17 protein-coding genes are annotated in these 24,068 nt (G+C 57.5%); 13 read left to right on the top strand and 4 right to left on the bottom strand.

The window, feature by feature from the left end:
- Positions 1-10 precede the first annotated feature (10 nt).
- The 13 genes from mraY to mutT all read left to right on the top strand — a co-directional run bounded on the left by mraY (position 11) and on the right by mutT (position 17,110).
- Positions 11-1,096 carry a phospho-N-acetylmuramoyl-pentapeptide-transferase gene (mraY, locus tag M0G74_RS01265; RefSeq protein ID WP_248213593.1) on the top strand — a complete coding sequence of 362 codons (1,086 nt, stop codon included), beginning with the start codon at positions 11-13 and terminating at the stop codon, positions 1,094-1,096.
- Between the two features lie 43 nt (positions 1,097-1,139).
- Complete coding sequence (gene murD, locus M0G74_RS01260; RefSeq protein WP_248213592.1) at positions 1,140-2,534, top strand: UDP-N-acetylmuramoyl-L-alanine--D-glutamate ligase; 1,395 nt, start codon at positions 1,140-1,142, stop codon at positions 2,532-2,534.
- Complete coding sequence (gene ftsW, locus M0G74_RS01255; protein WP_248213591.1) at positions 2,531-3,760, top strand: putative lipid II flippase FtsW; 1,230 nt, start codon at positions 2,531-2,533, stop codon at positions 3,758-3,760. Before murD ends, ftsW begins: the two co-directional genes overlap by 4 nt.
- A complete protein-coding gene (murG, locus tag M0G74_RS01250; RefSeq protein ID WP_248213590.1) occupies positions 3,760-4,860 on the top strand; it encodes an undecaprenyldiphospho-muramoylpentapeptide beta-N-acetylglucosaminyltransferase in 1,101 nt (366 codons plus the stop codon). Before ftsW ends, murG begins: the two co-directional genes overlap by 1 nt.
- A gap of 43 nt (positions 4,861-4,903) precedes the next feature.
- A complete protein-coding gene (gene murC / locus M0G74_RS01245) occupies positions 4,904-6,361 on the top strand; it encodes a UDP-N-acetylmuramate--L-alanine ligase (protein ID WP_248213589.1) in 1,458 nt (485 codons plus the stop codon).
- Between the two features lie 165 nt (positions 6,362-6,526).
- The gene (locus M0G74_RS01240) at positions 6,527-7,231 is read left to right on the top strand and encodes an FtsQ-type POTRA domain-containing protein (RefSeq protein WP_248213588.1); all 705 of its coding nucleotides are present in this window, start codon (positions 6,527-6,529) and stop codon (positions 7,229-7,231) included.
- Positions 7,232-7,323: 92 nt separating this feature from the next.
- Positions 7,324-8,559 (top strand): cell division protein FtsA, encoded by a 1,236-nt coding sequence (ftsA, locus tag M0G74_RS01235; RefSeq protein WP_248213586.1) that lies wholly within the window; start codon positions 7,324-7,326, stop codon positions 8,557-8,559.
- A 63-nt stretch (positions 8,560-8,622) separates the two neighbouring features.
- Positions 8,623-9,822 (top strand): cell division protein FtsZ, encoded by a 1,200-nt coding sequence (gene ftsZ / locus M0G74_RS01230; protein ID WP_248213585.1) that lies wholly within the window; start codon positions 8,623-8,625, stop codon positions 9,820-9,822.
- Positions 9,823-10,353: 531 nt separating this feature from the next.
- Entirely contained in the window at positions 10,354-11,268 is a 915-nt protein-coding gene (gene lpxC, locus M0G74_RS01225) for a UDP-3-O-acyl-N-acetylglucosamine deacetylase (protein WP_160152833.1), read from the top strand.
- A 254-nt stretch (positions 11,269-11,522) separates the two neighbouring features.
- Positions 11,523-12,461 (top strand): M23 family metallopeptidase, encoded by a 939-nt coding sequence (locus M0G74_RS01220; protein WP_160152834.1) that lies wholly within the window; start codon positions 11,523-11,525, stop codon positions 12,459-12,461.
- 173 nt (positions 12,462-12,634) lie between these two features.
- Complete coding sequence (gene secA, locus M0G74_RS01215; protein ID WP_160152835.1) at positions 12,635-15,379, top strand: preprotein translocase subunit SecA; 2,745 nt, start codon at positions 12,635-12,637, stop codon at positions 15,377-15,379.
- A gap of 118 nt (positions 15,380-15,497) precedes the next feature.
- On the top strand, positions 15,498-16,697 hold the full coding sequence (argJ, locus tag M0G74_RS01210) for a bifunctional glutamate N-acetyltransferase/amino-acid acetyltransferase ArgJ (RefSeq protein ID WP_248213583.1): 1,200 nt from the start codon (positions 15,498-15,500) through the stop codon (positions 16,695-16,697).
- An 11-nt stretch (positions 16,698-16,708) separates the two neighbouring features.
- On the top strand, positions 16,709-17,110 hold the full coding sequence (gene mutT, locus M0G74_RS01205) for an 8-oxo-dGTP diphosphatase MutT (RefSeq protein WP_348983676.1): 402 nt from the start codon (positions 16,709-16,711) through the stop codon (positions 17,108-17,110).
- Between the two features lie 407 nt (positions 17,111-17,517).
- Here the strand turns inward: mutT and M0G74_RS01200 are convergent, their stop codons facing one another.
- From M0G74_RS01200 to M0G74_RS01185, 4 genes are all read right to left on the bottom strand, one after another.
- Complete coding sequence (locus M0G74_RS01200) at positions 17,518-18,615, bottom strand: DUF5009 domain-containing protein (RefSeq protein ID WP_248213581.1); 1,098 nt, start codon at positions 18,613-18,615, stop codon at positions 17,518-17,520.
- Between the two features lie 74 nt (positions 18,616-18,689).
- Positions 18,690-19,670, bottom strand: a complete 981-nt coding sequence (locus M0G74_RS01195) for a glycoside hydrolase family 16 protein (protein ID WP_248213580.1) — start codon at positions 19,668-19,670, stop codon at positions 18,690-18,692.
- A gap of 354 nt (positions 19,671-20,024) precedes the next feature.
- Positions 20,025-23,141: a glycosyl hydrolase family 18 protein gene (locus M0G74_RS01190; protein WP_248213579.1), complete on the bottom strand. Its 3,117-nt coding sequence runs from the start codon at positions 23,139-23,141 to the stop codon at positions 20,025-20,027.
- A 323-nt stretch (positions 23,142-23,464) separates the two neighbouring features.
- On the bottom strand, positions 23,465-23,923 hold the full coding sequence (locus M0G74_RS01185; protein WP_160152841.1) for a hypothetical protein: 459 nt from the start codon (positions 23,921-23,923) through the stop codon (positions 23,465-23,467).
- Positions 23,924-24,068: the final 145 nt, after the last annotated feature.

The following is a 24,068-nucleotide window of genomic DNA, read 5'->3' as shown; positions in this document are numbered from 1 at the left end:
GGTTACAACGATGCTGTTATGGCTGGCTGAATATTTACAACAGTTCTGGAAAGGCTTTTCGGTCTTCAATTACCTGACCGTACGCGCGATCCTGGGCTCCCTGACCGCACTGGGAATTTCCCTGATTGTGGGGCCGCGCATGATTACCTGGCTGAACCGGCTGCAGGTAGGGCAGGCGGTACGCGACGATGGCCCCCAGTCCCACCTGAGTAAATCCGGAACCCCTACCATGGGTGGCACCCTGATTCTCGCGGCAATTTTTTCCGCATCTTTGCTGTGGTCCGACCTCAGCAATCGCTATGTCTGGGTTACTTTGCTGGTGACCTTCGTGTTTGGCGCGGTGGGTTTTGTGGATGACTACAAAAAGGTCGTTGAGAAAAATTCCCGCGGCCTGATTGCCCGCTGGAAATATTTCTGGCAATCGGTGGCGGGGCTCGGCGCGGCAATTTACCTCTTTATGAGCGCGACGACGCCCGCTGAAACCCAGTTGTTCGTACCGTTTTTTAAAGATGTCGCCATTAACCTTGGCCCCATCACTTTCATTCTGTTGACCTATTTCGTTGTAGTCGGCTCCAGCAATGCGGTGAACCTGACGGACGGCCTTGATGGCCTGGCGATCATGCCTTCGGTGATGGTCGGCGGTGCACTGGGAATGATTGCCTACCTCGTGGGGCACGTGGAATTTGCCAGTTACCTGCACATTCCATCTATCCCCGGTGCTGGTGAGCTGGCCGTTTTCTGTGCCGCGTTGGGCGGCGCCGGGCTTGGCTTTTTGTGGTTTAACACCTATCCCGCACAGGTTTTCATGGGCGATGTAGGAGCACTGGCCCTGGGGGCCGCTCTGGGCATTATCGCCGTGATTACCCGGCACGAAATCGTACTGTTCATCATGGGTGGTGTTTTCGTGATGGAAACGGTATCGGTGATTCTACAGGTGGCCTCGTTCAAGCTGACCGGAAAGCGTATTTTCCGTATGGCTCCGCTACATCACCATTTTGAGCTGAAGGGGTGGCCGGAGCCTCGGGTGATTGTGCGCTTTTGGATTATTACCGTGGTGCTGGTTCTGGCCGGGCTGGCGACGCTGAAGCTGCGCTAGCAACAACACATGTAAATAACGCATCGAGACTGATAACAAAGCAATGAGCTTGATCGCAACATCAGAGAAAAAAGTGGTTATCGGATTGGGCGCTACCGGGCAATCGGTGGTGCGCTTTCTGCTGCGCCAGGGTTTTTCTCCCATTGTTGTGGATAGTCGCGAAGCGCCAGCGGCATTGGACGGCTTTACCGCTCAGTTTCCCGGTGTACCGGTGGAATGTGGCCCTCTGAATCCTGAAACCTTGCTGGCTGCCAGTGAAATTATTGCCAGCCCGGGTATTGGCCTGGCGGAGCCGGCGATTGCCGCAGCGGTAGCCGCAGGTATTCCGGTGGTTGGCGATATCGAACTGTTTGCCCGCGAGCTGGCAAAGTCCAAGCCTGAGCCCCGGGTGATCGCCATCACTGGCTCCAACGGCAAAAGTACCGTTACAACCCTGCTGGGTTTGATGGTGGAAGCGGCCGGTATCCGTGGAAAAGTGGGTGGCAATATCGGTGTGCCGGTACTGGACCTGCTGGAACAGCCACTGCCGGAAATATTTGTACTGGAATTGTCCAGCTTCCAACTGGAAACCACTTATTCGCTGGCTCCAGAAGTGGCGACGATTCTGAATATCAGCGCGGATCACATGGACCGCTATCCCACATTGGCGGCTTATCACCACGCCAAGCAGCGGGTATATCGCAATGCCCGGCAGCTGGTGATCAACCGCGCTGATCCGCTGACTCGTGGTCCCCTGTCGAGAGACAGTCGCGAATGGAGCTTCGGGCTCGAGCGCCCCGACTTACAGCAGTTTGGCGTAATCAACGATGGCCAGCAGCTGTGGCTGGCTCAGGGCACCGAAAAACTGATGCCGGCAGCAGATATGGCCATGGTGGGAAGTCACAACGTGGCCAACGCTCTGGCGGCACTGGCGTTGGGAAATGCCGTAGGGCTGCCGATGGCGGCAATGTTGCAGGTGTTGCGCAGCTTCAGTGGCCTCAGTCATCGCTGTGAGCGTGTGGCCGACCATGCGGGTATCACATTTGTAAATGACTCCAAGGGCACCAATGTGGGTGCAACGCGCGCAGCTCTTGATGGGCTTGCGGACGGTCAGCGCAAAATTGTCCTGATCGCCGGTGGCGACGGCAAGGGTGCGGATTTTTCTCCGCTCGCGGAGGCGGCTGCTGCACTGCGTGGACTGGTTACCATCGGAGTGGATGGGCCGAAAATTGCTTCGGCACTCGCCGCGCGTACTGAGCAGCAGGCAGCTTTGGATATGGACGAGGCGGTGGCCAAGGCCGCGTCTCTGGCTCAGAAAGGCGACTATGTGTTGCTGTCTCCGGCCTGTGCCAGCTTTGATATGTACCGCAACTTTGAGGCCCGCGGTGATGCGTTTCGCCGCGCCGTCGATCAGTGGGTTGCGTCTTCCCCGGCACCGGGTGCTGGAGGTGGCGAGTGAGCAAGCTGGATCTTAAAGCTGCGGCAAACGAGCAGGCAGACGAGTTTGCCTGGGTCCTGCCATTTTGTGTGCTGGCACTGGCCAGTATCGGCGTGGTGATGGTGGCCTCGGCATCCATCGCTTTCGCCGCGGACGTGTATAACGATTCCTGGTATTTCCTAAAGCGCCACCTGGTGTTTCTTGCTGCCGGTGCCCTGGGTGCTCTGGTGGTTAGCAGAATCTCGCTGCAAACCTGGTCCAGTCTGTCGTGGACCCTGCTCATGTTTGCCTGTGGCATGTTGCTCGCAGTGCTGGTTCCCGGTATCGGGCGCGAAGTGAATGGCAGTAGCCGATGGATTGCATTGGGGCCGATTACCGTACAGCCGGCAGAAATCGCCAAGTTCTGCTGTCTGATTTTTTTCGCCAGCTTCCTGACTCGCCGCCATGAAAAATTGCGGCACTGGACCAGCTTTATGGTGCCGATTTCTGTGCTGGGAATAGTGGCCCTGCTGTTGCTGCTGGAGCCGGATTTTGGCTCGGTAGTGGTGATCTCTGGCACGGCGCTGGCGATGGTGTTTCTCGCCGGTGCGCGTTTGCCGCACACCTTTTTACTGGTGGCCCTGGCCGCCTGTGGCTTGGGACTGATGGCACTGGTAAGCCCCTACCGGCTGCAGCGCTTGACGACTTTCCTTGATCCCTGGGGAGAGCAGTTTGCTGGTGGCTATCAGCTGACCCAGTCACTGATTGCCTTCGGGCGTGGCGAATGGTTCGGTGTCGGTCTGGGCAATAGCGTGCAAAAACTGTTTTACCTGCCGGAAGCACACACCGATTTTGTGTTTGCAATCCTCGCTGAGGAGTGGGGCATGGTCGGCGGCCTGGTCGTCATCGGGCTCTATGCCGCCTTGACCTGGTCGCTACTGCGACTGGTGCGCAAAGCCCTGGCAAAGCAGGCCTTTTTTGCAGCCCTGCTGACGTTCGGCATTGCTGTACTGCTGGCCGGACAGGCATTCGTCAATATGGGCGTAGCCTCGGGGCTGTTGCCCACCAAGGGCCTGACACTGCCATTTGTCAGTTCCGGAGGCTCCAGCCTGGTAGTGTGCTTTGCGCTGTTTGCGCTGGCATGGCGTGCACAGAAAGAAGTGAATAGTGATACAGAAGAGGCCGCGAGTGGTATCGGCAAAATTAGCCAGCTGCCTATTTTCAACCCGCTGCAGCTGGGCGACAGAAAAACCGAGGAGGCGGCATGATGACTGAATCATCAAGCGTGACCGCGCCTTTCGCCGGTAAAAAATTTCTGGTTATGGCTGGCGGCACCGGCGGACACGTATTCCCGGCGCTGGCGGTTGCCAAAGCGCTGCAGGAACAGGGGGCATCGGTAGAGTGGCTGGGTACCCAGCGTGGTATCGAATCCCAGCTGATTCCCGCTGCGAATATTCCACTGCACTGTATTCGTGTGGAAGGTGTGCGGGGTAAAGGTGTCACCACTTTGCTGAAGGCTCCTTTCCAAATCGCCAAGGCGATTTGGCAGGCGCGAAGCGTAGTAAAGGTTGTGAGTCCAGATGCGGTTCTGGGATTTGGAGGTTTCGCCACTGGCCCAGGCGGTGTTGCCGCGCGGCTTGGCGGCGTGCCGCTGATTATTCATGAACAGAATGCGGTGGCCGGCACCACCAATCGCCTGCTGGCGAAAATTGCCAGTCGCGTATTGGAGGCATTTCCCAGCGGTTTGCCGGCGGCTCTGGAGGTGGGTAATCCGGTGCGCACCGAAATTTCCGCGCTGCCCGCCCCGTCGGAGCGTGTAGGCAAGCATCAGCCACTGCGCCTGCTGGTTCTTGGCGGTAGCCTCGGTGCGGTCGCCATCAATGAGCTGGTGCCGCAGGCACTGGCGAAAATGGATGCGAGCAAGCGTCCACAGGTTATACACCAGGCTGGCCAGCGCCACCTGGATGTGGCCAAAGAAGCCTATGAAAATGCCGGCGTCGAGGCGGAGGTTGTGCCTTTTATTGCGGATATGGCGGCGGCGTACGGACAGGCAGATCTGGTGATTTGTCGTTCGGGCGCACTCACGGTATCTGAGATTGCCGCCGCGGGGCTCGGAGCCATTATGGTGCCCTTTCCGTTTGCCATCGATGACCACCAGACCAAAAACGGTGAGTGGTTGGCGCAGGCCGGGGCCGCAAAAGTCATCCAGCAGGACGCGCTGGATCCAGACCAATTGGCCGCAATGCTGGAATCACTGTTTGCCGACCCGGATAAATTACTGGCAATGGCAGAAGCCGCGCGTCGCGTAGCCAAGCCGGATGCAACCGATCGCGTGTTGGCCGTATGTCGCGAAGAGATGGGGTGTTGATATGTCTCGCGAGACAAAACTGAATGCCAGTGCAGGAACAGCTATGAGTAACAAAGGCGAAAGCCACTACCAGGTACCGGCCATGCGCCGCATCCGCCGCATTCACTTTATTGGCGTGGGCGGAGCCGGCATGAGCGGTATCGCAGAGGTGCTGCAGAACCAGGGCTACGAAGTGTCCGGTTCAGACCTGCGCGAAAGCAAGGTCACCGAGCGCCTGCGCAGCCTGGGTATCAAAGTGCAAATTGGACACAGCGCCGAGAATGTCAGCGATGTGGATGTCGTAGTGAATTCCTCGGCCATCTACGGAGATAACCCGGAGCTGATTGCCGCGCGGGACAACCGTATCCCGGTGGTGCGCCGCGCGGAAATGCTGGGCGAGTTGATGCGCTATCGCTACGGTATTGCGGTAGCCGGAACACACGGCAAGACCACCACCACGAGCCTGATTGCCTCTATTTTTGCCGCCGATGGCACAGACCCGACGTTTGTGATCGGGGGGCTGGTAAACAGCGCCGGTGCAAATGCCGCCTTGGGTGAAAGCCGCTATCTGGTCGCGGAAGCCGATGAAAGTGATGCGTCTTTCCTGCATCTGCAGCCGATGGTCACCGTGGTCACCAATATCGATGCCGACCATATGGAAACCTACGGTGGCGACTTCGAAAAGGTTAAACAGATCTTTATCGATTTTATCCACAACCTGCCATTTTACGGGCTGGCGGTAGTGTGCGGTGACGACGCCAATGTGCAGTCTGTCATTCCGAAAATGGCGCGGCCAGTGGCCACTTATGGTTTCGCGGAAGACAACGATTTTCGTATCAGCGACGTACGCCAGGAGCCGCTGCGTAGTTTCTTTACCGTGCATCGCCCGGACGGTAGTGCGTTGGATGTGTGTGTCAATATCCCGGGCATTCACAATGTGCTGAATGCAACGGCGGCCATTGCAGTGGCGTCGGAAGAGGGCGTTAGTGATGAAGCCATTCGTGAAGGCCTGAAAGGATTTCAGGGGGTGGGACGTCGCTTCCAGATTTATGGGGAGTACCCGGTCAGCGATGATGCGGCTGCGGAAAAAGTCATGCTGGTGGACGATTACGGCCACCACCCACGCGAAGTGGCGGCGACCATCAAAACGGTTCGTGATGGTTGGCCGGAGCGCCGTCTGGTGATGGTCTATCAGCCGCATCGCTACACCCGTACCCGGGATTTGTTTGAAGATTTCGTGCAGGTGCTTTCACAGGTCGACAAACTGGTTCTTCTGGATGTATATAGCGCGGGCGAAGCAGTAATTCCCGGCGCCGATGGTCGTACCCTGGCGCGTAGTATTCGCAACCGGGGTCAGGTTGATCCGATTTTTGTGGAAAAGGTGGATCAGGTTCCACCTATCCTGGCGGATCTACTGGAGCCCGGCGACATTGTCCTCACGCAGGGCGCCGGTAATGTCGGTGGCTTGGCCCAACAGTTGTCGGAGTGGCGCCTGGGGGATAAGCCCTCCGGCGGCAATTGAGCGGAATAGAAGCTGACCGTGGCCAGTGAAAAAAAAGTAAGGCAAAGGCCGAAGGAAAAGAAAGCAACGAGCGGAAGAAAGGGGAAGCAACCCCTTCGGGGCGCACGGGCACTACCAGGCCCTGATGAAGTATCTGCGCCAGGTCCGGTAAAACTTTTTTTCCTGGTGACATTTCTGCTGCTGGTTGCACTGGGGCTTGGATACAGTGCGCGCTGGCTCTGGCATCAGGCGCCGGCGGTTGAGCTGAGTCGGGTAGATGCGCTGGAAAATGTGCGGGTAAAAGCGCCGTTTCGAGCGGTCACTGAAAAAGAAGTGGAAGATATCCTGTTGCCGCATTTGCGCCACGGATTCTTTTCACTGGATATTGACGAGATGCGCGCGGCATTGCTGAGCAACCCCTGGATTGTAGGGGCGTCGGTGAGTCGTCGCTGGCCCAACGGCGTTGAAGTCGAAGTGCAAGAGGCGGAGCCGCTGGCCATCTGGGGGAGCGATCAACTGCTGATCGCCAGCGGCGAACTGTTGCCGCGGCCCGAAAATTTGACGGATCTGCGACTGCCAGAACTGGCAGGAGACGCAGAGCTGGTAGAGCGGATCATGGCCCAGTACCAGGCACTGGCCGGATTGCTTACCACCAAGGATATGGAAGTGCGTCGCCTGTCGTTTGACGACCTGGCAGGTTGGCAGCTGGAACTGGTGAGCGGTATCCGCTTGCATTTGGGACACGATGAACTCCTGGAAAGAGTTGACCGTTTCCTCAGTTTGACCCGCGGCGTACTGGCGCCGCATCTGCAGAAAGTTGCGGGGGTGGATACCCGCTATAACAACGCAGTTGCGGTGCAATGGAAACCAAAAGAAAAGACAGAAAACTGACAACAAAATAGGCAGATAAAAAGGTGGGCTTTCCCCTGATCCGACATGCTACATGTGGGTCGGAGCGACTGCCCAGCGAGGTTGAAAATCAAATGACACAATCAACGGATCCACGCATGGTCGTCGGCCTGGATATAGGTACATCCAAGGTGGTGGCGATTGTCGGTGAGGTTTCCGGAGACGGCGAGCTGAATATCGTCGGCATCGGCTCTCATCGCTCCACCGGTATGAAGCGGGGCGTGGTGGTGAATATTGAATCCACGGTGCAGTCCATCCAGCGCGCGGTCGAAGAGGCTGAGCTGATGGCCGGCTGTGAGATTCACTCTGTCTATGCGGGCATTGCCGGCAGTCATATTCGCAGTTTGAACAGCCACGGTATCGTGGCGATCAAGGATCGTGAGGTGACTCAGCAGGATCTGGATCGGGTGATCGATGCCGCGCGTGCGGTAGCGATTCCCGCGGACCAGAAAATTCTACATACCCTGCCACAGGAATACCTGATCGATAGCCAGGAAGGGGTAAAAGAACCTCTGGGAATGTCCGGCGTACGCCTCGAGGCCAAGGTGCATCTGGTGAGTGGTGCCGTCAATGCGGCACAGAATATCGAAAAATGTATTCGCCGCTGTGGTCTGGAAGTGGAAGACATCATCCTCGAACAGCTGGCTTCCAGCTACGCGGTGTTGACCGACGATGAAAAAGAGCTGGGCGTGTGCATGGTGGATATCGGCGGTGGTACCACCGATATCGCGGTATTTACCGGTGGCTCCATTCGCCACACGGGGGTTATCCCCATTGCTGGCGATCAGGTGACCAACGATATCGCCATGGCGCTGCGCACACCGACGCCGCACGCGGAAGAGCTGAAAATCAAATACGCCTGCGCCCTGGCCAAACTGGCGCGGGAAGGGGAAACCATCAAGGTGCCGAGTGTGGGTGACCGCGCACCGCGCGATCTGTCTCGTCAGGCGCTGGCGGAAGTGGTGGAACCCCGTTACGACGAACTCTTCACCCTGGTGCAGGCGGAATTGCGCCGCAGTGGCTTCGAAGACCTGTGTGCAGCGGGCATTGTGCTGACCGGTGGCTCCTCGAAGATGGAGGGCGCGGTAGAGCTGGCGGAAGAAATTTTCCATATGCCCGTGCGCCTTGCCGTGCCACAAGGCATTGCTGGTCTTACCGATATCGTCAGCAACCCGATTTACTCCACGGGTGTTGGCCTGTTGATGTATGCACTGAAGTCGCAGGAAAACAAAGGCAGTCGCCCGGTTGTTCAGCGCAACGATAATCAGTGGTGGGACAAGGTGAAGCACTGGTTCAGAGGCAATCTCTGATTCAGAAAATAATTACCAGGATCGATAATTAAATTTAGACATGAGCAAAAAAGGGGAACAGCAATGTTCGAACTCGTAGACAGCGTACAGGACAAGCCTGTAATCAAAGTGATCGGTGTCGGTGGCGGTGGTGGTAATGCCGTCAAGCACATGATTGCCAGCGAAGTGGATGGTGTGGATTTCATCTGCGCCAATACCGATGCACAGGCGCTGAAAGATGTGGAAGCGCAGACCATTCTGCAATTGGGCAACACCATTACCCGCGGTCTGGGTGCCGGTGCCAACCCCGATGTGGGTCGCCAGTCTGCGCTCGAAGATCGCGAGCGCATCGCCGAAGTGCTGACCGGTGCCGATATGGTGTTCATCACCGCCGGCATGGGTGGCGGTACCGGTACCGGTGGTGCCCCCATCGTAGCGGAAATTGCCAAAGACCTGGGTATCCTGACTGTCGCGGTAGTGACCCGCCCGTTCATGATCGAAGGTCGCAAGCGCGCGACCGTTGCGGAAGAGGGCATCCTCGAGTTGCGTGACAAGGTCGACTCCCTGATCACCATCCCCAACGATCGCCTGCTGGAAGTGCTCGGCAACAAAATCACCATGAAGGCCGCCTACAAGGAAGCCGACAATGTGCTGCTGGGTGCGGTACAGGGTATCGCCGACCTGATGATCCGCCCGGGTATCATGAACGTGGACTTTGCCGATGTACGCACTGTCATGTCTGAAATGGGCATGGCAATGATGGGTTCCGGTTCCGCCGTTGGCGAAAATCGTGCGCGCGAAGCGGCAGAGAAGGCGGTGCGCAGCCCGCTGCTGGATAACGTCAACCTGCAGGGTGCCCGCGGTATTCTGGTGAACATCATCACCGGTAGCGAAGAGGGCGGCTGTCAGGAACTGACCCTGGGTGAATACTCCGAGGTTGGCCAGATTGTTCAGGAGATCGCTTCCGACGACGCCACCGTGGTTATCGGTACCGCAGTGGACGATAAGCTGGGTGACGAGATGCGAGTGACTGTAGTTGCCGCCGGTCTCGGTGAGGCCACCGCGCAGGTTGCCCGCCCCACCAAGGTGGTGGATAACACCCGTCGCCCGGAGGCCCGTGAAACCGTGCGCCCGACCGCGCAGACGGAGAGTGTCCGCGAACCCAAGGAAGCCCGCGGTCGAGTGGAAAGCGAGCGCCCCGCGCGTGCGATGCCGCCGCTCGGTTCTGATCAGGATATGGAATACCTGGATATTCCAGCCTTCCTGCGCCGCCAGGCCGACTGAGTCCCGTCCGGCCCCGGATTTTTTATTCCGGAGTAGTGGCGGAATCTGCTCATGTCCTCGCCCGGTGAAATTCCGGGCTTTCGCCCGCTCCGGCTGTGACGCCGGTGCCGGTTCTGGGGCGCTCCCGAAATGGAGTTGCCCCGGGACCAGAGGGTCTAAACGCGCAAGCCTTTAGATGACGTTAAGCAGGGAAGAAATAGTGCAGTACACCGCAGGATGCCGGTGTTATTCAGGGAGAATTCAGTAACCCGCAATAGAATATCGGGTGACTGTCAGGTTCCCGGACCTTGGTTAACACTTGTTAACTGTCCGTTACCTGGCAAGGGCGTACAATTAATGGCGATCCTGTGCGCTGGTTTGGCGTTGTAGTCTTCTCGCTGGGCTATGCTTACTCAAGTCAGGATGGAAATGACATACCGCAATTACAGAAATGACCAGACGGGTTTCTGTAGTTTTGGCGTATATTTTCTGATACTATCGCCGGCTCGCTGCGGTTCGTGCGCAGCTCACCGATTGGGAACCTAGATATAGATGATCAAACAGCGCACTCTCAAAAACGCTATTCGAGCCACTGGTGTTGGCCTGCATACCGGCAAAAAGGTCGTTCTGACCCTGAAACCGGCGCCGGTGAACAGTGGTATCGTATTCCGTCGGGTCGACCTGGATCCGGTGGTTGAGATTGAAGCGCGTGCTGAAAACGTGGGCGACACCCTGCTTTCCACCACTCTGGTGAAAGGTGACGTGCGTATTGCCACCGTAGAGCACCTGCTTTCCGCCATGGCTGGTCTGGGGATCGACAACGCGATTGTCGAGCTGTCCGCCCAGGAAGTGCCGATCATGGACGGTAGCGCGGGTCCTTTCGTATTTCTGATTCAGTCCGCTGGAATTCAGGAGCAGGCCGCTCCGAAGAAATTCCTGCGGATCAAGAAGCCGGTAACCGTGGAAGAGGGCGACAAAGTAGCCAGCTTCCTGCCGTTCAATGGCTTCAAGGTGTCCTTCACTATTGATTTTGACCACCCGGTATTCCAGGGGCGCAACCTCAGCTCCTCGGTAGACTTCTCCAGCACCTCCTTCGTAAAAGAAGTGAGCCGCGCGCGTACCTTCGGTTTCATGCATGAAATCGAATACCTGCGCTCCAAGGGCCTGGTGCAGGGTGGCAGCGTGGATAACGCCATCGTTATCGACCAGTACCGCATCCTCAATGAGGGCGGTCTGCGTTACGAGGACGAGTTCGTCAAGCACAAGATCCTCGACGCCATCGGCGACCTGTACCTGCTGGGTACCAGTGTGATTGGTGAGTTCAAGGCCTTCAAATCCGGCCATGCACTGAACAACAAGTCCCTACGCACCCTGATGGCACAGGAAGATGCATGGGAAATGGTCACCTTTGAGGGTGAACAGGAAGAAGCGCCCATCTCTTACGTCAAGCCAATCCTGGCGGTGTAAGAGGCGCCTCTCGCAAAGCCGGCACAGAAATTGCCGGCTTTTTTACGCGCGCTGCCTTTTGGCCGTTTGTTTTGGTCTTTAGCGTGCGTTTGTGATCTTTTTTTGTCGTCAGACGATGTTACATTGGCGGCAGCTGGCCATGGGGATGGCCTGGGACAAGCAGGAAGCGACAGTCCCGTTACCACTCGGCAGAGTTTGCCGATGGGTGAAAACCAACTAAAACAACAAACTGTCGCAAGTCTCGCACGCCTGTTATGAAAATAATCCTGGTCAATGAGCGCGGAGGTGTCTCCCGCAGCTTCAATTTTGGTGGACTGAGCAAAGCCCTGCTCGGCCTCTGCCTGTTGGGCTTGCCTGTTGGTGCGCTGTGGTTGGGGGCTAACCTACCAGCGACAGAATCCGACGTCTTTGATTCCCGGGCGGTAAAAGCCTGGAACAAAGCCCTGCGCAAGCAGCAGGAGCAGATCAATGAGGCCGATCAGCAGGCCCGCGAGCAGCTGACCGCCTTGACCGTAAAGCTGGCTGAAATGCAGGCCAGGCTGACCCGTCTCGATGCCCTTGGCGAGCGCCTCACCACCATCGCTAAGCTCGATGAAGGCGAATTTCAATTTGGCAACGTGCCCGCCGTAGGTGGCCCGGAAGACCCGGGTATCGCCGGCGCCAGCGAACTGCCCTACCAGCCACCGGAATTCCTGGAAGTCATCGGCGATCTGTCGGATCAGATCGAAGACCGCCAGATGCAGCTCTCTACGCTTGATGACCTGATGGCGCGTCGCCAGCTGCAGGATGAACAGTTTATCGCCGGCCGCCCCATTACCCGCGGTTGGATGTCTTCCCGCTATGGCTACCGTACCGACCCCTTCAGTGGTCGCCGTTCCTGGCACAAAGGTGTCGATTTCGCCGGCAAGAATGGTTCGGACGTGGTATCGGTAGCCGCCGGTGTCGTGACCTGGGCTGAAGACCGCAATGGTTATGGCCAGCTGGTGGAAATCAACCACGGCAATGGCTACACCACACGTTACGGCCACAACAGTGAACTCAAGGTCAAACTTGGGGAAATTGTGAAGAAAGGCCAGGTCATCGCCCTGATGGGCTCCAGTGGCCGCTCTACCGGCCCTCACGTGCACTTCGAGGTGTACAAGAATAACCGCCCCGTAGACCCCGCCAGCTATATCCGCCGCACCGGCAGATAACAACTATCCTCTATCATTGCGCGGCAGGAGACTTGTAATCCTGTAGTGGCGCCCGCAACTTCTTATACGGTTGCGGCGTCTGGCGCCTTCCTGTTTACTTGCACCTTTTCCGCGCAGAGGCCCCGAGACCCGGGCCCGCGGGCACACTCAGCATTTAATGTGGTTTCTGAATAATGATTGGCAAACTGATAAAGACGGTCTTCGGCTCAAAAAATGACCGCGAACTCAAGCGCATGCGTAAAACGGTCACAAAGATCAATGCGCTGGAAGAAGAATACAAGGCACTGGACGATGCCGCGCTGAAAGCCAAAACGGAAGAGTTCAAGCAGCGCCTGGAGAGCGGTGAAACCCTGGATCAGATACTGCCGGAAGCCTTTGCCGCGGTGCGCGAGGCCGGTGCCCGTACCATGGGGATGCGCCACTTCGACGTACAGATGATCGGTGGCATGACCCTGCACGAGGGTCGCATTGCCGAAATGCGTACCGGTGAGGGTAAAACTCTTGTGGCCACGCTGCCTGCCTACCTGAACGCACTGGAAGGCAAGGGCGTACATATTGTGACGGTCAACGATTACCTGGCCAGCCGCGATGCCAACTGGATGCGTCCAGTTTACGAATTCCTGGGCCTGACGGTTGGCGTTGTCGTGTCCCAACAGCACCCTGCCGACAAGCAGGCGGCATATCAGGCGGACATCACTTACGGTACCAACAACGAGTTCGGATTCGACTACCTGCGCGACAATATGGTTCTGCGCAAGGAAGACCGCGTTCAGCGCCCGCAGAACTTCGCCATCGTGGATGAGGTGGACTCCATCCTGATCGACGAAGCCCGTACCCCGCTGATCATTTCCGGTGCTGCGGAAGACTCCTCGCAGCTGTACATGGCGATGAACAAGCTGGTGCCCCAGCTGGAGCGCGGCGAAGAGGGCGGCGAAGGTCACTACACCGTCGACGAAAAGACCCGTCAGGTGGAAATGAGCGAAGACGGCCACCAGCTGATCGAAGACCTGCTGACCCGCAGCGGCCTGCTGAAGGAAGACGAGTCCCTGTATGCCCCGGGTAACTTGGGCCTGCTGCACCACGTCAACGCTGCGCTGCGCGCCCATGTGCTGTTCCACAAAGACGTGGATTACATCGTGCAGAATGGCCAGGTGGTGCTGATCGACGAGCATACCGGCCGTACCATGCCCGGTCGTCGCCTTTCCGAAGGCCTGCACCAGGCCCTGGAAGCAAAAGAAAACGTGCAGATCCAGAGCGAGAGCCAGACCCTCGCTTCCACCACTTTCCAGAACCTGTTCCGCTTCTACCCCAAACTCGCGGGTATGACCGGTACCGCGGACACCGAAGCGTTTGAATTCCGCCAGATTTACGGCCTCGACGTAGTGGTCATCCCCACCAACCGCGAAAAGCAGCGGGAAGACCTCAACGACCTGGTGTACCTGACCAAGGAAGAGAAGCTCGAAGCCATCATCGAAGACATCAAATACTGTCGCGACAAGAAGGCGCCGATCCTTGTGGGTACCGCCTCCATCGAAACATCTGAAGAGATGTCGCGCCTGTTACAGAAGGCCAAGATCGACCACCAGGTGCTGAACGCCAAGTTCCACGAGAAAGAAGCCCAGATCATCGCTCAGGCCGGTCGCCCCGGCACCGTCACCATCGCCACCAATATGGCGGGCCGTGGTACCGATATCGTGCTCGGCGGTAACTGGGAAGCAGAAGTGGAAGAGCTGGCGACGCGTGAAGGCCGTGAAGCGACTGCGGAAGAAATCGACAAGATCAAGGCGGAGTGGAAAGCCCGCCACGAAACGGTGATTGAGGCCGGCGGCTTGCATATCATCGGTACCGAGCGTCACGAATCCCGCCGTATCGACAACCAGCTGCGCGGTCGTGCCGGCCGTCAGGGTGACCCGGGTGTAACCCGTTTCTACCTGTCCCTGGAAGACAACCTGATGCGCATCTTTGCATCCGACCGGGTGAAGAACTTTATGCAGATGTTGGGCATGGAGCGCGGTGAGGCCATCGAGCACCGCATGGTTTCCAATGCCATTGAAAAAGCCCAGCGCCGTGTGGAAGGCCGCAACTTCGATATCCGCAAACAGTTGCTGGAATACGATGACGTGGCCAACGACCAGCGGCAGGTGATTTACTCCCAGCGTAACGAATTGCTGGAAGCGGAAACCATCAGCGATACCATCAGCGCTATTCGCGAGGATGTGGTGTACGAACTGATTTCCAGCCACGTGCCGCCGCAGAGCGTTGAAGAGCAGTGGGATATTCCGGGCCTGGAGCAGCAGCTGGCCGCCGAACTGGGTCTGCAGTTGCCGGTTCAGCAGTGGCTGGACGAAGACCGCACCCTGCACGAGGAAAGCCTGCGCCAGAAAATTGCCGAAGAGTGCCAGCAGGCGTACCAGCAGAAGCTGGCACGAATTGCCGAGAGTACCGGCGATGCCAACCTGATGCCCACGATCGAGCGCCAGGTGATGTTGCAGGTGCTGGACCAGCTGTGGAAGGAACACCTTTCCAGCATGGACCACCTGCGTGCGGGTATCGGTTTGCGCGCCTACGCCAACAAGAACCCGAAACAGGAGTTCAAGCGCGAATCTTTCCACCTGTTCCAGAGCCTGCTGGATAACCTGAAACACGAAGTTATCCGCGTGCTGGCCCATGTCGAACCCATGACCCGTGAGCAGATGGAAGAAATGGAGCAGCGTCGCCTGGAGGCCCAGCGTCGCCAGCAACTGGAGCTGCAACATGCGCAGGCGTCTGCAATGCCGGAGGCCGAGATGGCCGGTGACGCACAGGCTGAGCCCGCGCGCCGCGGCCCCCGCGTCGGCCGCAATGATCCCTGTCCCTGCGGCTCCGGCAAGAAGTACAAGCAGTGCCACGGCAAGCTGACTTCTTCTACCACTTCCTGATATTCGGCCGTTGCTGAAATAAGATAAAAGGCCCGCAGTACTCCTGCGGGCCTTTTTGTTTATGGCTTCCCGTTTATATAATTCCCGCCTGATCTTTCAACTCACAAGGCCAAAAACAATGGCGCAATCCCTTCCCCAGATTCCCGGAGTCCGTCTCTCCGCCGTTCCCGCTCAGATCAAAAACTGGCAGCGCAACGACCTGCTGCTGATCGAAATTGCCGAGGGTGCCAGCGTCTCTGCGACCTTCACCCAGAACGCCTTCTGTGCGGCCCCGGTACTGGTGGCCAAAGAGCATATTCGCCAGGGGAATATTCGCGCGTTGCTGATCAATGCTGGCAATGCCAACGCTGCAACCGGCGAACGGGGTCTCAGGGATGCAAACCAGTGTTGCGCCGGTGTCGCAGCTGCGCTGGGCGTCGCGGCGGAACAGGTGCTGCCCTTCAGCACCGGTGTTATCGGTGAGCACCTGCCGGTAGAGAAAATCCTCAATGGTATTCCCAAGGCGGTAGAAAGCCTGCAGGCGGATGGCTGGGATGCTGCCTCCAAAGCCATCATGACCACCGATACACGCCCCAAAACCGCCAGCCGCACCTTGGCGATTGATGGTGAAACCATTTCCGTCGTCGGTATCGCCAAAGGGGCGGGCATGATCCAGCCCAATATGGCGACCATGCTGGCCTACGTGGCAACCGATGCGGCTATCCCCCAGCCGATGCTGGATGCGCTGGTGAAAGAGGCCGTGGGAGCTTCCTTCAACCGCATCAGCGTGGACGGCGATACCTCCACCAATGATGCCTGCGTACTGATTGCCAGTGGCGCCAGTGGGCAACCCATCGACGACACCAGTAGCGATGCCTATGCCGAGTTAAAGGCGGTCATCACTGAGGTACATATCGAGCTGGCCCAAGCGATCGTGAAAGATGGTGAGGGGGCAACCAAGTTTGTCACTGTTCAGGTCAATAACGCCGCCAGTACCCAAGAGGCCTTGCGGGTGGCTTTTGAGATCGGCGAATCACCGCTGGTGAAAACCGCACTCTACGCTTCAGATCCCAACTGGGGGCGTTTGGTCATGGCGATTGGCAATGCGGGTATGGAAAACCTCGATACCGGCAAGATCAGTGTGTTCCTGGATGATGTACAAATCGTGGACGCCGGTGGCCGCGCGGAAGCTTATACCGAAGAGGCGGGACAGAAGATCTTTCAGCAGCCGGCGTTTACCATCACCGTCGATTTGCAGCGGGGGGAGTGTTCCGAGCATATCTGGACCTGCGATTTTTCTCACGAGTATGTGACCATCAATGCCGAGTACCGCACCTGATGGGGGGGGCGGTGGTCAAGCATATTCATGTTGCGGTTGGGGTTATTCTCGGGCCGGACAGACGTATTCTGCTGGCCAAGCGCCCGGACCATTTGCATATGGGGGGGCGTTGGGAGTTTCCCGGTGGCAAAGTTGAAGATGGCGAGTCGATTCAGCAGGCAATGACGAGAGAGTTGCGTGAGGAGCTGGATATTGGCGTGCTGGCGATGGAGAAACTCATCGAGGTACGCCATGACTACGGCGAAAAGCAGGTGTTTCTCGATACCTGGTGCGTGACGGAATTTTCCGGTGAAGCGCGCGGAGTTGAGGGGCAGGCATTGGCCTGGGTTAACGCTTCTGAACTCACCGACTATGAATTTCCGGATGCGAATCAGTCCATAGTCGAAGCAGTTCAACGGAAATTTCCTTACTGAGTAGTCATCTAAGAGTCTGTGGTTCTGCTTAGTTATCCCGGTGGCGGCAAAGCACCGGGTATCCGTTTTCGAAACCGCTATGAATACATCCCTGTAAGCTGCGTCGGCGACGTCCATGTCGCCGACGCTTTCGAAAACGGATCCCCGGCACTTTCCCTTCGCTTGGACATTTTCACTTTGTTCGAACAAAGCAAGCTTCCAACAGGGTGAAGAGTTCGAATTGAAGGCAAAGTGCTGGGTACGGGTTTTCAGGAGCGTCGCAAACAGGAAGTTTGCGCCGCAGCGCCCAGGGATGGGTTCACAGCGGTCCTGAAAACCCGTACCCAGTGCTTTGCCGCCAACGGACCAGCTTCGATGCCATTCGGACTTTCCGCCACAAGTTTGGGTAGACGTATGGTGGCAATGTCTCAGGGGCTGATAAAAATCCCGCGCTTGTAAAGAAACCGCAATACCAACCACTGCAGCAAAATCACTCCGAGGGCGATTACCAGTATTCCGGCAGGCTCGGACAGTGCCGCGGCAATCCCGCCAAATAGACTCTTACTCGAATACTGCCAGTTCACCAGACTGGTGCCGAGATACACCAGAATGGCATTGCAGCCGATCACTGAAAAGAAATAGGTGAAGGTCTTCCAGTGCCACATATCCACCACAAGGTAGAAAACTCCCAGTAGCAGCAGGCAGCAGCCACAGGTAATCAGCACAAAAGAGCTGGTCCACAGTTCCTTGTTGACCGGGTAAACCCAGTGCCACAGAAAACCCGCAAGCAGACAAACCGCCGCACCGACAAACAGGCCTTTCAGAATCGCCGTGTGATTACCGGCGTGCTTTGCTAGCCAGTGACCGGCAAAAACACCAAAGAGCGCATTGACGATAGCGGGAATGGTGGAGAGTACACCTTCTGGATCGTAAGCGCGGTTCTGGTATGTGATACCCGGCAGGAAGTGTTGATCCACCCACGCATTCACGGAACCGTCCGGAGTCAGTGTGCCCGCGGTCACCTGTAACAGCCAGTATCCCAGTAAGATCGCAGCAGCAATGAAGTACTGGGTACGTAAACCGAAGTGCCATACGATCATCGCAGCGAAAAACCAGGCAAAACCGATACGGGCAAGCACGCTGGCGTAGCGGATTTCACCGAGGTCTGCGGGGATTCCCGTGCCCCAGCCGTGGTTGTAAAGAATTCCCAGCAGTATCAGCAGAAATAACCGTTTGACCGCCTTGCGATAAACCGGTGTCCGCTGGCTTGCAGGCAGCCCGCGCAGGGACTTGTTGGCGAGGCCGAGGGTAACTCCGGACAGGAAGATAAACAGCGGAAAAATCAGGTCGTAAAAACTGAACCCGTGCCATTGGGTGTGCTGCATCTGCCCGTGCCCGAAGTGGAAAATCGACCAGCCGGTGAGGGCGAAGAGGGGCAGGAAAAGGGCTTCGCCACCGATAATCCAGAACATATCGAATCCGCGCAGGGCGTCCACGGAGGCGAGTCGCTGTTTTTTGTTGACCATAATAACTACTTCAATATTCAGCCAGTGATGGCGGGGCGGCTCAAACCGCCTCGCATCTACTTGTAAACCGCGGCTTAAAGGCCGCAGGGGGATTCCAGCTTGGGTTCCCAGTCAGGAACGGTATCGGCAAATGCTACTTGATCCGCGCGCAGGGCGTCGACTGCACTGGTGACCTCTTCGGTACTCAGGATCTGGCTCGCACTGTGGTAAACCCAATCGATATCCTGTTGATAAACGCGGTTTTCCGTAGAGTCGACCAGACCTTCGGCGGTGAACCAGAGGTTGAAGTTGATCGACATCGGTTCTTCCGGGAAAACCCGTTCACTGTGTTCCGCAAACTGTTCGCCGTCGACAAAATAGCGGAGTTTGCCTTCCCCTGCCTGGAGCACGAGGGTATGCCAGCCGGCAAAGCTTCCGGGGCGGGTAGAGGATTCATTGTCTTGCACAAAGGGATCCAGCTTGAAGGTTTCCCAGCTGGTGGCAAAAAGTGCGTTGTCAGGCTCGCCCCAGCCGCCATTGGCCAAGTATTCGAAATCCATTTCACTGTAGTCCGGATCCATATCGGCTTTCAGTGGACTGATGGTATAGAAGGTCTCGATGATCTGGTCGCCATCGGGGCCGGAGATGGGCTCGTCGCGGAAGAAAACCCGCGCAGCGTAGGTGCCGGAGAGGTATTTGCGCTGGTGACAGAACTGGGTGTGCTGGGTATTTTCACCGCTGCCATCGGTAGACGACGTCATTCGCAACAGAGTGTTACCCGGCGCTTCACTGTCCTGCAGGAAGCTGATGCCATCACCGGACCAGCGTGCACCGGCTACACCCGGGTGTCCGGTTTCGGTGCGTGCCTTCCACTGGTTTTCTGCCATCTCGCTCAGGGACTGGTAAGAAAAATCATCAAAAAATATCTTGCTATCCGCTGCCGGGCTGGTGACTTCGGCAGCCGGGTCCTGGGGCTTTTCTTTTTGCTCCGGTGCCGGCTTCTGGGAGCAGGCGCTGAGCAATACGGCACCGAAGGCCGCGGCGAAGATGCCATGGGTTGGGGAAAAATAGTTCATGGAGATTTCCTTGTGGATTGAATCCAACGCAATTAAAAACCTGAAACCAGAAAACGAAAAAAGCCCCAACCGGAGTCGGGGCGAAATAGGAACATTGCCTGTACAGGTGTTTTCCTATAAGTCACAACGCAGAGAGAAATCTTTATTCTGGAGCCTCTAAAAAATGTAGCGAGCGGGTGGCTGGCGGTGGCCGCCGGCGCGGAAGAAGCGGAGTGTACATAAGTACATGAGCATTCTGAGCACCGCCGGATGCCGTCAGGCGCACGCGTAGTAGTTTTTTAGTGCCTCCAATCCATCCTGTGAGATTTGGCCGACGCTGCGCCGCCGGCCGATGAATTTCCTTGATTCCATTACTTAAAGTGAGCAGACAAAGGACCAGCTGCCATCCGCGGTTCCGGGAACGGACTGGGTCCACCAGTTGGCTTTGAATACGCTGCCGTCGTGGATGATCTGATCGCCGCTGGCGGCGTGGTTACTGCGCGGCCATTCCGGATAGGTCACCAGACCACTGGTGCTTACGCCGGCATCGGTGCAGGTAGTGCCGCCGCCACCGGAAGAGCTACCGCCCGAGGAGCTGCCACCGCCGCTGCTGAGTTCCGCTACCGGCAGATCCGGGTACTCGAATGCCAGCGCGTAAGTAGTGCCGTTGACGGTGGCGGTATAGGCCTGCGGGCCGGAAACCGGGAGGTAGTAGTTCAGGGTCATATCCCAAGATTCACCATCCGCCAGGTCCTGCCAGCCCGGGAGACTGAAGCGCACGCGGTGGAATTCATTTTCCAGACCGCCCGCGTTACCGCCGCCGGCGTTGGCGCCGTCCTCAATCACTTCCAGACCGGCACCGCTCTGGTCGGTGATGATGTTGGAGGTGGAAGTGGGCATGTCGAACTCGAACACGGTACCGCCGGGCAGAACACCACCGGTGTTGTTGGTGATGTACAGCTTCGGATTCAGCGGGTAGTTCTGGTCACCCAGTTTGAACCCGGTGATCTCGATACCGATATCCAGTGCTTCGTCCGGTACTACGCGATCGGTGCGCAGGTGGCGGTAGTCACTGGCATTGGCGAACTTGTCGTAGGCGAGGGTGGTGAGGGTGTCACCCATGTAGTACTCGCCTTTCGCTGCGTCGAAGTCATAGTCACCGGCCAGTTCCCAGAACATGATACCGCCCACGCCCTGGTCGATGACGTACTGCACCTTGGCGTCCATGGACTCTTCATCTTCGGTGGAGATGAATACGTTCTTCTGTGAGTTCCACAGCCACGGCGCTTCGGACACGCTGTCGTAGTTGCGTACATAGGTGCCTGTCAGCGCGTCATCCGGGTCGTTGGCCGGGTCCAGGCCGTAGTCGGTGACGTAGCTGCCGAGGATGCCATTTTCCAGGTTCTTGGCGTGCCACATGGGGTTGGAGCCGGCGCCCATTTCGTTGCCGCCTTCGTCCAGGTCGTGCCACATGTTGTCGATGCCGACGGCACCGTGACCACAGTCAGACGCACCGCCAGTACCTTCCGGGCATTCGGATTGCGCGGGCAGCGCTGCAGAACCGCCGAGACCACTGGTACCGCCAGACACTCCCTGCCAGCCGCGGGTGTAGTAGGGGATACCCACGTTGATACGGCCTGCGGGCATGGAGCCGCGGAAGTACTTCACTGCCCAGTCGATATTCAGGTAGCCGATGCCACCGTACTGGGAAGTGCTGTACACGCTGGCTGCGGCCAGTTCCGGGTCGTTGCCGTTGTCGAACAGCGCGGAATTGTGGCCAACGTATTCATTCCACGCCCCGTGCAGGTCGTAGGTCATGATGTTGACGTAATCCAGGTACTGGGTGATCTGCATGGTTTCCATGCCGCGCAGCAGGTAACCGGAAGAGGGCGAGGCGATGGTCAGCATGTAGTGGGTGCCGTCCTGCTGGCCCGCTTCGTCCAGCTTCTCGCGCAGTACGCGCATCAGTTCGACGTAGGACGCCATCAGCGAACCGCGCAGGGGGTTGGAGATACCGAAGTCCAGCGGGTTACCCGCATCGTTCATGGTGGTGGGGTATTCGTAGTCGATATCCACACCGTCGAAGCCGTACTCGCGGATAAAGTCCACCGAGGAGTTGGCGAAGGCTTCGATGCCCTGGTGGTTGATGCTGCCGTCGGCATTGGTGGTCATGGTGTAGAAGCCACCGTCGGCCACGCGGTCGCCGTTCTCATTGAAATGGCCACCGGTCTCGGCCCAGCCGCCCACGGAGATCAGGGTTTTCACTTCCGGGTGCTGTTCCTTGAATTTGGACAGCTGGTTGAAGTGGCCCTTGTAGGGGTAGTCCGGGTCGGTTTCCGCACCGGCGATGCCGGGCCATTCCATACCGGTGGCGGGGTTGCCGGGATCGCTGGTGTTACCGACGGATACGGAGTAATCGCTGCCTACATGGGCGAAGGCGTAGTTGATGTGGGTGATCTTGCCCCACGGAATGTCTTTCACCAGGTAGCTGGGCTGACCGTTGGCGCCATTACGCCAGCTGGTGAAGTAACCGATGATACGGCGCGGGTGGTCTGCGCCCATGTCTTCGCGACCTTCTGCGTCGTAGATGTCACAGTAGTTGGGGGCGGTGCCTGGGGTGGTGTAAAGCCCATCCGGGCGGCAGGGGTAGTCGCCGGTGACGACCTGCTCGTCCTCTACGGAAATGATCGCTTCGGCAGAGCCTTCGAGGTCGTCGTTATCGGTCGCAACTGCAGAAATGGTGTGGTTGCCGACGGTAGCAGCGGTCCACTCTGTGCTGTAGGGCGCGCTGGTGTCGGTAGCTATCAGGCTGCCGTCTACATAGAAGGCGACCTGGCTGACGGTGCCATCGCTGTCGGAGGCGCTGGCGGTGATGGTCAGGCTGTCACCGGTGGTGTGGCTGGAGCCGTTTGCCGGTGCGGTGATGCTCACTTCGGGAGCGAACGGGCCGATGACGATGTCTTCTTCAACGGTGAAGGTTACCGGGGCGGTAGTGGTGCTCAGGTTGTCGTTATCGGTGATCTGCGCGGTGAGGCTGTGTTCACCGGCGGCAGCGGTCCAGGTGGCTTGCCAGGGGGCCGCGGTATCGGTGGCGACCAGCGCGCCGTCTAGGAAGAAGGCGACGGATGTGACCTCGCCATCTTCGTCCGAGGCGGAAGCCGAAAAGACAACGCTGTCATTTTCACTGAAAGTAGATCCGGCAGTCGGCGCGGTGATCGAGCCCTGCGGCGGTATCAGCGGCGGGTTTTCGTCGCCACAGGCCCCCAGCAGTTTCCATTCCTGGTACTGGCCGGAATACTGTTCGGGGTTGAAATTCTGGGACCACCACTTCGCCTCGTAGGCGTTGTTGTTGTACTGGACCTGGGCACCGGTAGAGTAGGAGGGGCCCGCTTCCCAGACCGGGAGGGAAGTGCAGTCGACAGCGGCGTAGCTGTGTCCTGCTGAGAGCATGGCAGCGGTCACCAGACCGAGCCGGAGCTTGTTGCTGATCATATAATGTTCACCTTGCGGCAGATTATTTTTATATAAATACGACGCTAGTACCTCGGCGCCACGAAATGACATCGCTGTCAAAAATAGCAATCGTGTTACGCTGAAGCAACAGCCACTTTTCACAAAGCGGTAACAATCGCGGCTTTTAGCGCCAAATTCTCCGGTGTTGGGTTTTGTTTGGGAGCTGGGTCACATGGCGTCTCAAAGGTGGAATGGGCTGAGACGGGGTGGCTGGAGTGGTTGTGGGGGACCGAACGGTTACAAGGCGCCGTGAGGCGGGAATAGTGCGCCACATAGTTCCCGGTGTGTAGTGGTAGTGAACGTCACATGTCCCAGAGGGAATTGGTCGCCATCGAAAGGGTGATGCGCTCTTTGTCCTGAATATGCTTCAGGTTTTCGAACACCTCTTTCACTTCTGAGGATTCGATAGAGCCGTAGACCGAGTGATACAGCTCGGAAAAGTACTTGTCGACTTCGCGTCCCAGTTGGTTGATTTCCTCAATGGAGGGTTTGTCGCTCAGGTAGAGGTTTTTGATCAGGTCACCCGCCGTTTCCTCGTGGGTGTACTGCAGCCATGTCTGCATCACCTTCTGCTCGGCCACAGCGCCGTAATTCTTGAGGTTGTTGGCCATGCGCAGCTCGTGCTCGTGCAGGTGCTTGAGCAGCAACTGGGTGCGGTTATCGTGGGCATTCTCCAGGAGTTGCTGGTACACCCCCGCCATATCCAGATGAAACTTCTGGGCGTTCTTGAGAACTTCGTGGGCCTGTTTGAACGTCTTCATCTCTACGCCTTCTGTGTGATTGATTTAATTATAGTTTTTGCCGTGCTCTGGTGGGTGTGGCAAGTGCGATGTTTCTCTTATGGTTATAGTGCATATTTGGCGGCGTTCAAGGCTTCTTTTGACATATTGCCCCCACCGCGCAGAA

The sequence above is a fragment of the Microbulbifer sp. CAU 1566 genome (genome assembly GCF_023156515.1).
Lineage (GTDB): Bacteria > Pseudomonadota > Gammaproteobacteria > Pseudomonadales > Cellvibrionaceae > Microbulbifer.
Note: the sequence above shows the minus strand (reverse complement) of the source record. Positions and strands in the feature narration are given on the sequence as shown.

Coding starts and splice junctions, on each gene's coding strand:
- mraY (WP_248213593.1), top strand. CDS start 11: ATGCTGTTATGGCTGGCTGAATATTTACAACAGTTCTGGAAAGGCTTT.
- murD (WP_248213592.1), top strand. CDS start 1,140: ATGAGCTTGATCGCAACATCAGAGAAAAAAGTGGTTATCGGATTGGGC.
- murG (WP_248213590.1), top strand. CDS start 3,760: ATGACTGAATCATCAAGCGTGACCGCGCCTTTCGCCGGTAAAAAATTT.
- murC (WP_248213589.1), top strand. CDS start 4,904: ATGAGTAACAAAGGCGAAAGCCACTACCAGGTACCGGCCATGCGCCGC.
- ftsA (WP_248213586.1), top strand. CDS start 7,324: ATGACACAATCAACGGATCCACGCATGGTCGTCGGCCTGGATATAGGT.
- ftsZ (WP_248213585.1), top strand. CDS start 8,623: ATGTTCGAACTCGTAGACAGCGTACAGGACAAGCCTGTAATCAAAGTG.
- lpxC (WP_160152833.1), top strand. CDS start 10,354: ATGATCAAACAGCGCACTCTCAAAAACGCTATTCGAGCCACTGGTGTT.
- M0G74_RS01220 (WP_160152834.1), top strand. CDS start 11,523: ATGAAAATAATCCTGGTCAATGAGCGCGGAGGTGTCTCCCGCAGCTTC.
- secA (WP_160152835.1), top strand. CDS start 12,635: ATGATTGGCAAACTGATAAAGACGGTCTTCGGCTCAAAAAATGACCGC.
- argJ (WP_248213583.1), top strand. CDS start 15,498: ATGGCGCAATCCCTTCCCCAGATTCCCGGAGTCCGTCTCTCCGCCGTT.
- M0G74_RS01200 (WP_248213581.1), bottom strand. CDS start 18,615: ATGGTCAACAAAAAACAGCGACTCGCCTCCGTGGACGCCCTGCGCGGA.
- M0G74_RS01195 (WP_248213580.1), bottom strand. CDS start 19,670: ATGAACTATTTTTCCCCAACCCATGGCATCTTCGCCGCGGCCTTCGGT.
- M0G74_RS01190 (WP_248213579.1), bottom strand. CDS start 23,141: ATGATCAGCAACAAGCTCCGGCTCGGTCTGGTGACCGCTGCCATGCTC.
- M0G74_RS01185 (WP_160152841.1), bottom strand. CDS start 23,923: ATGAAGACGTTCAAACAGGCCCACGAAGTTCTCAAGAACGCCCAGAAG.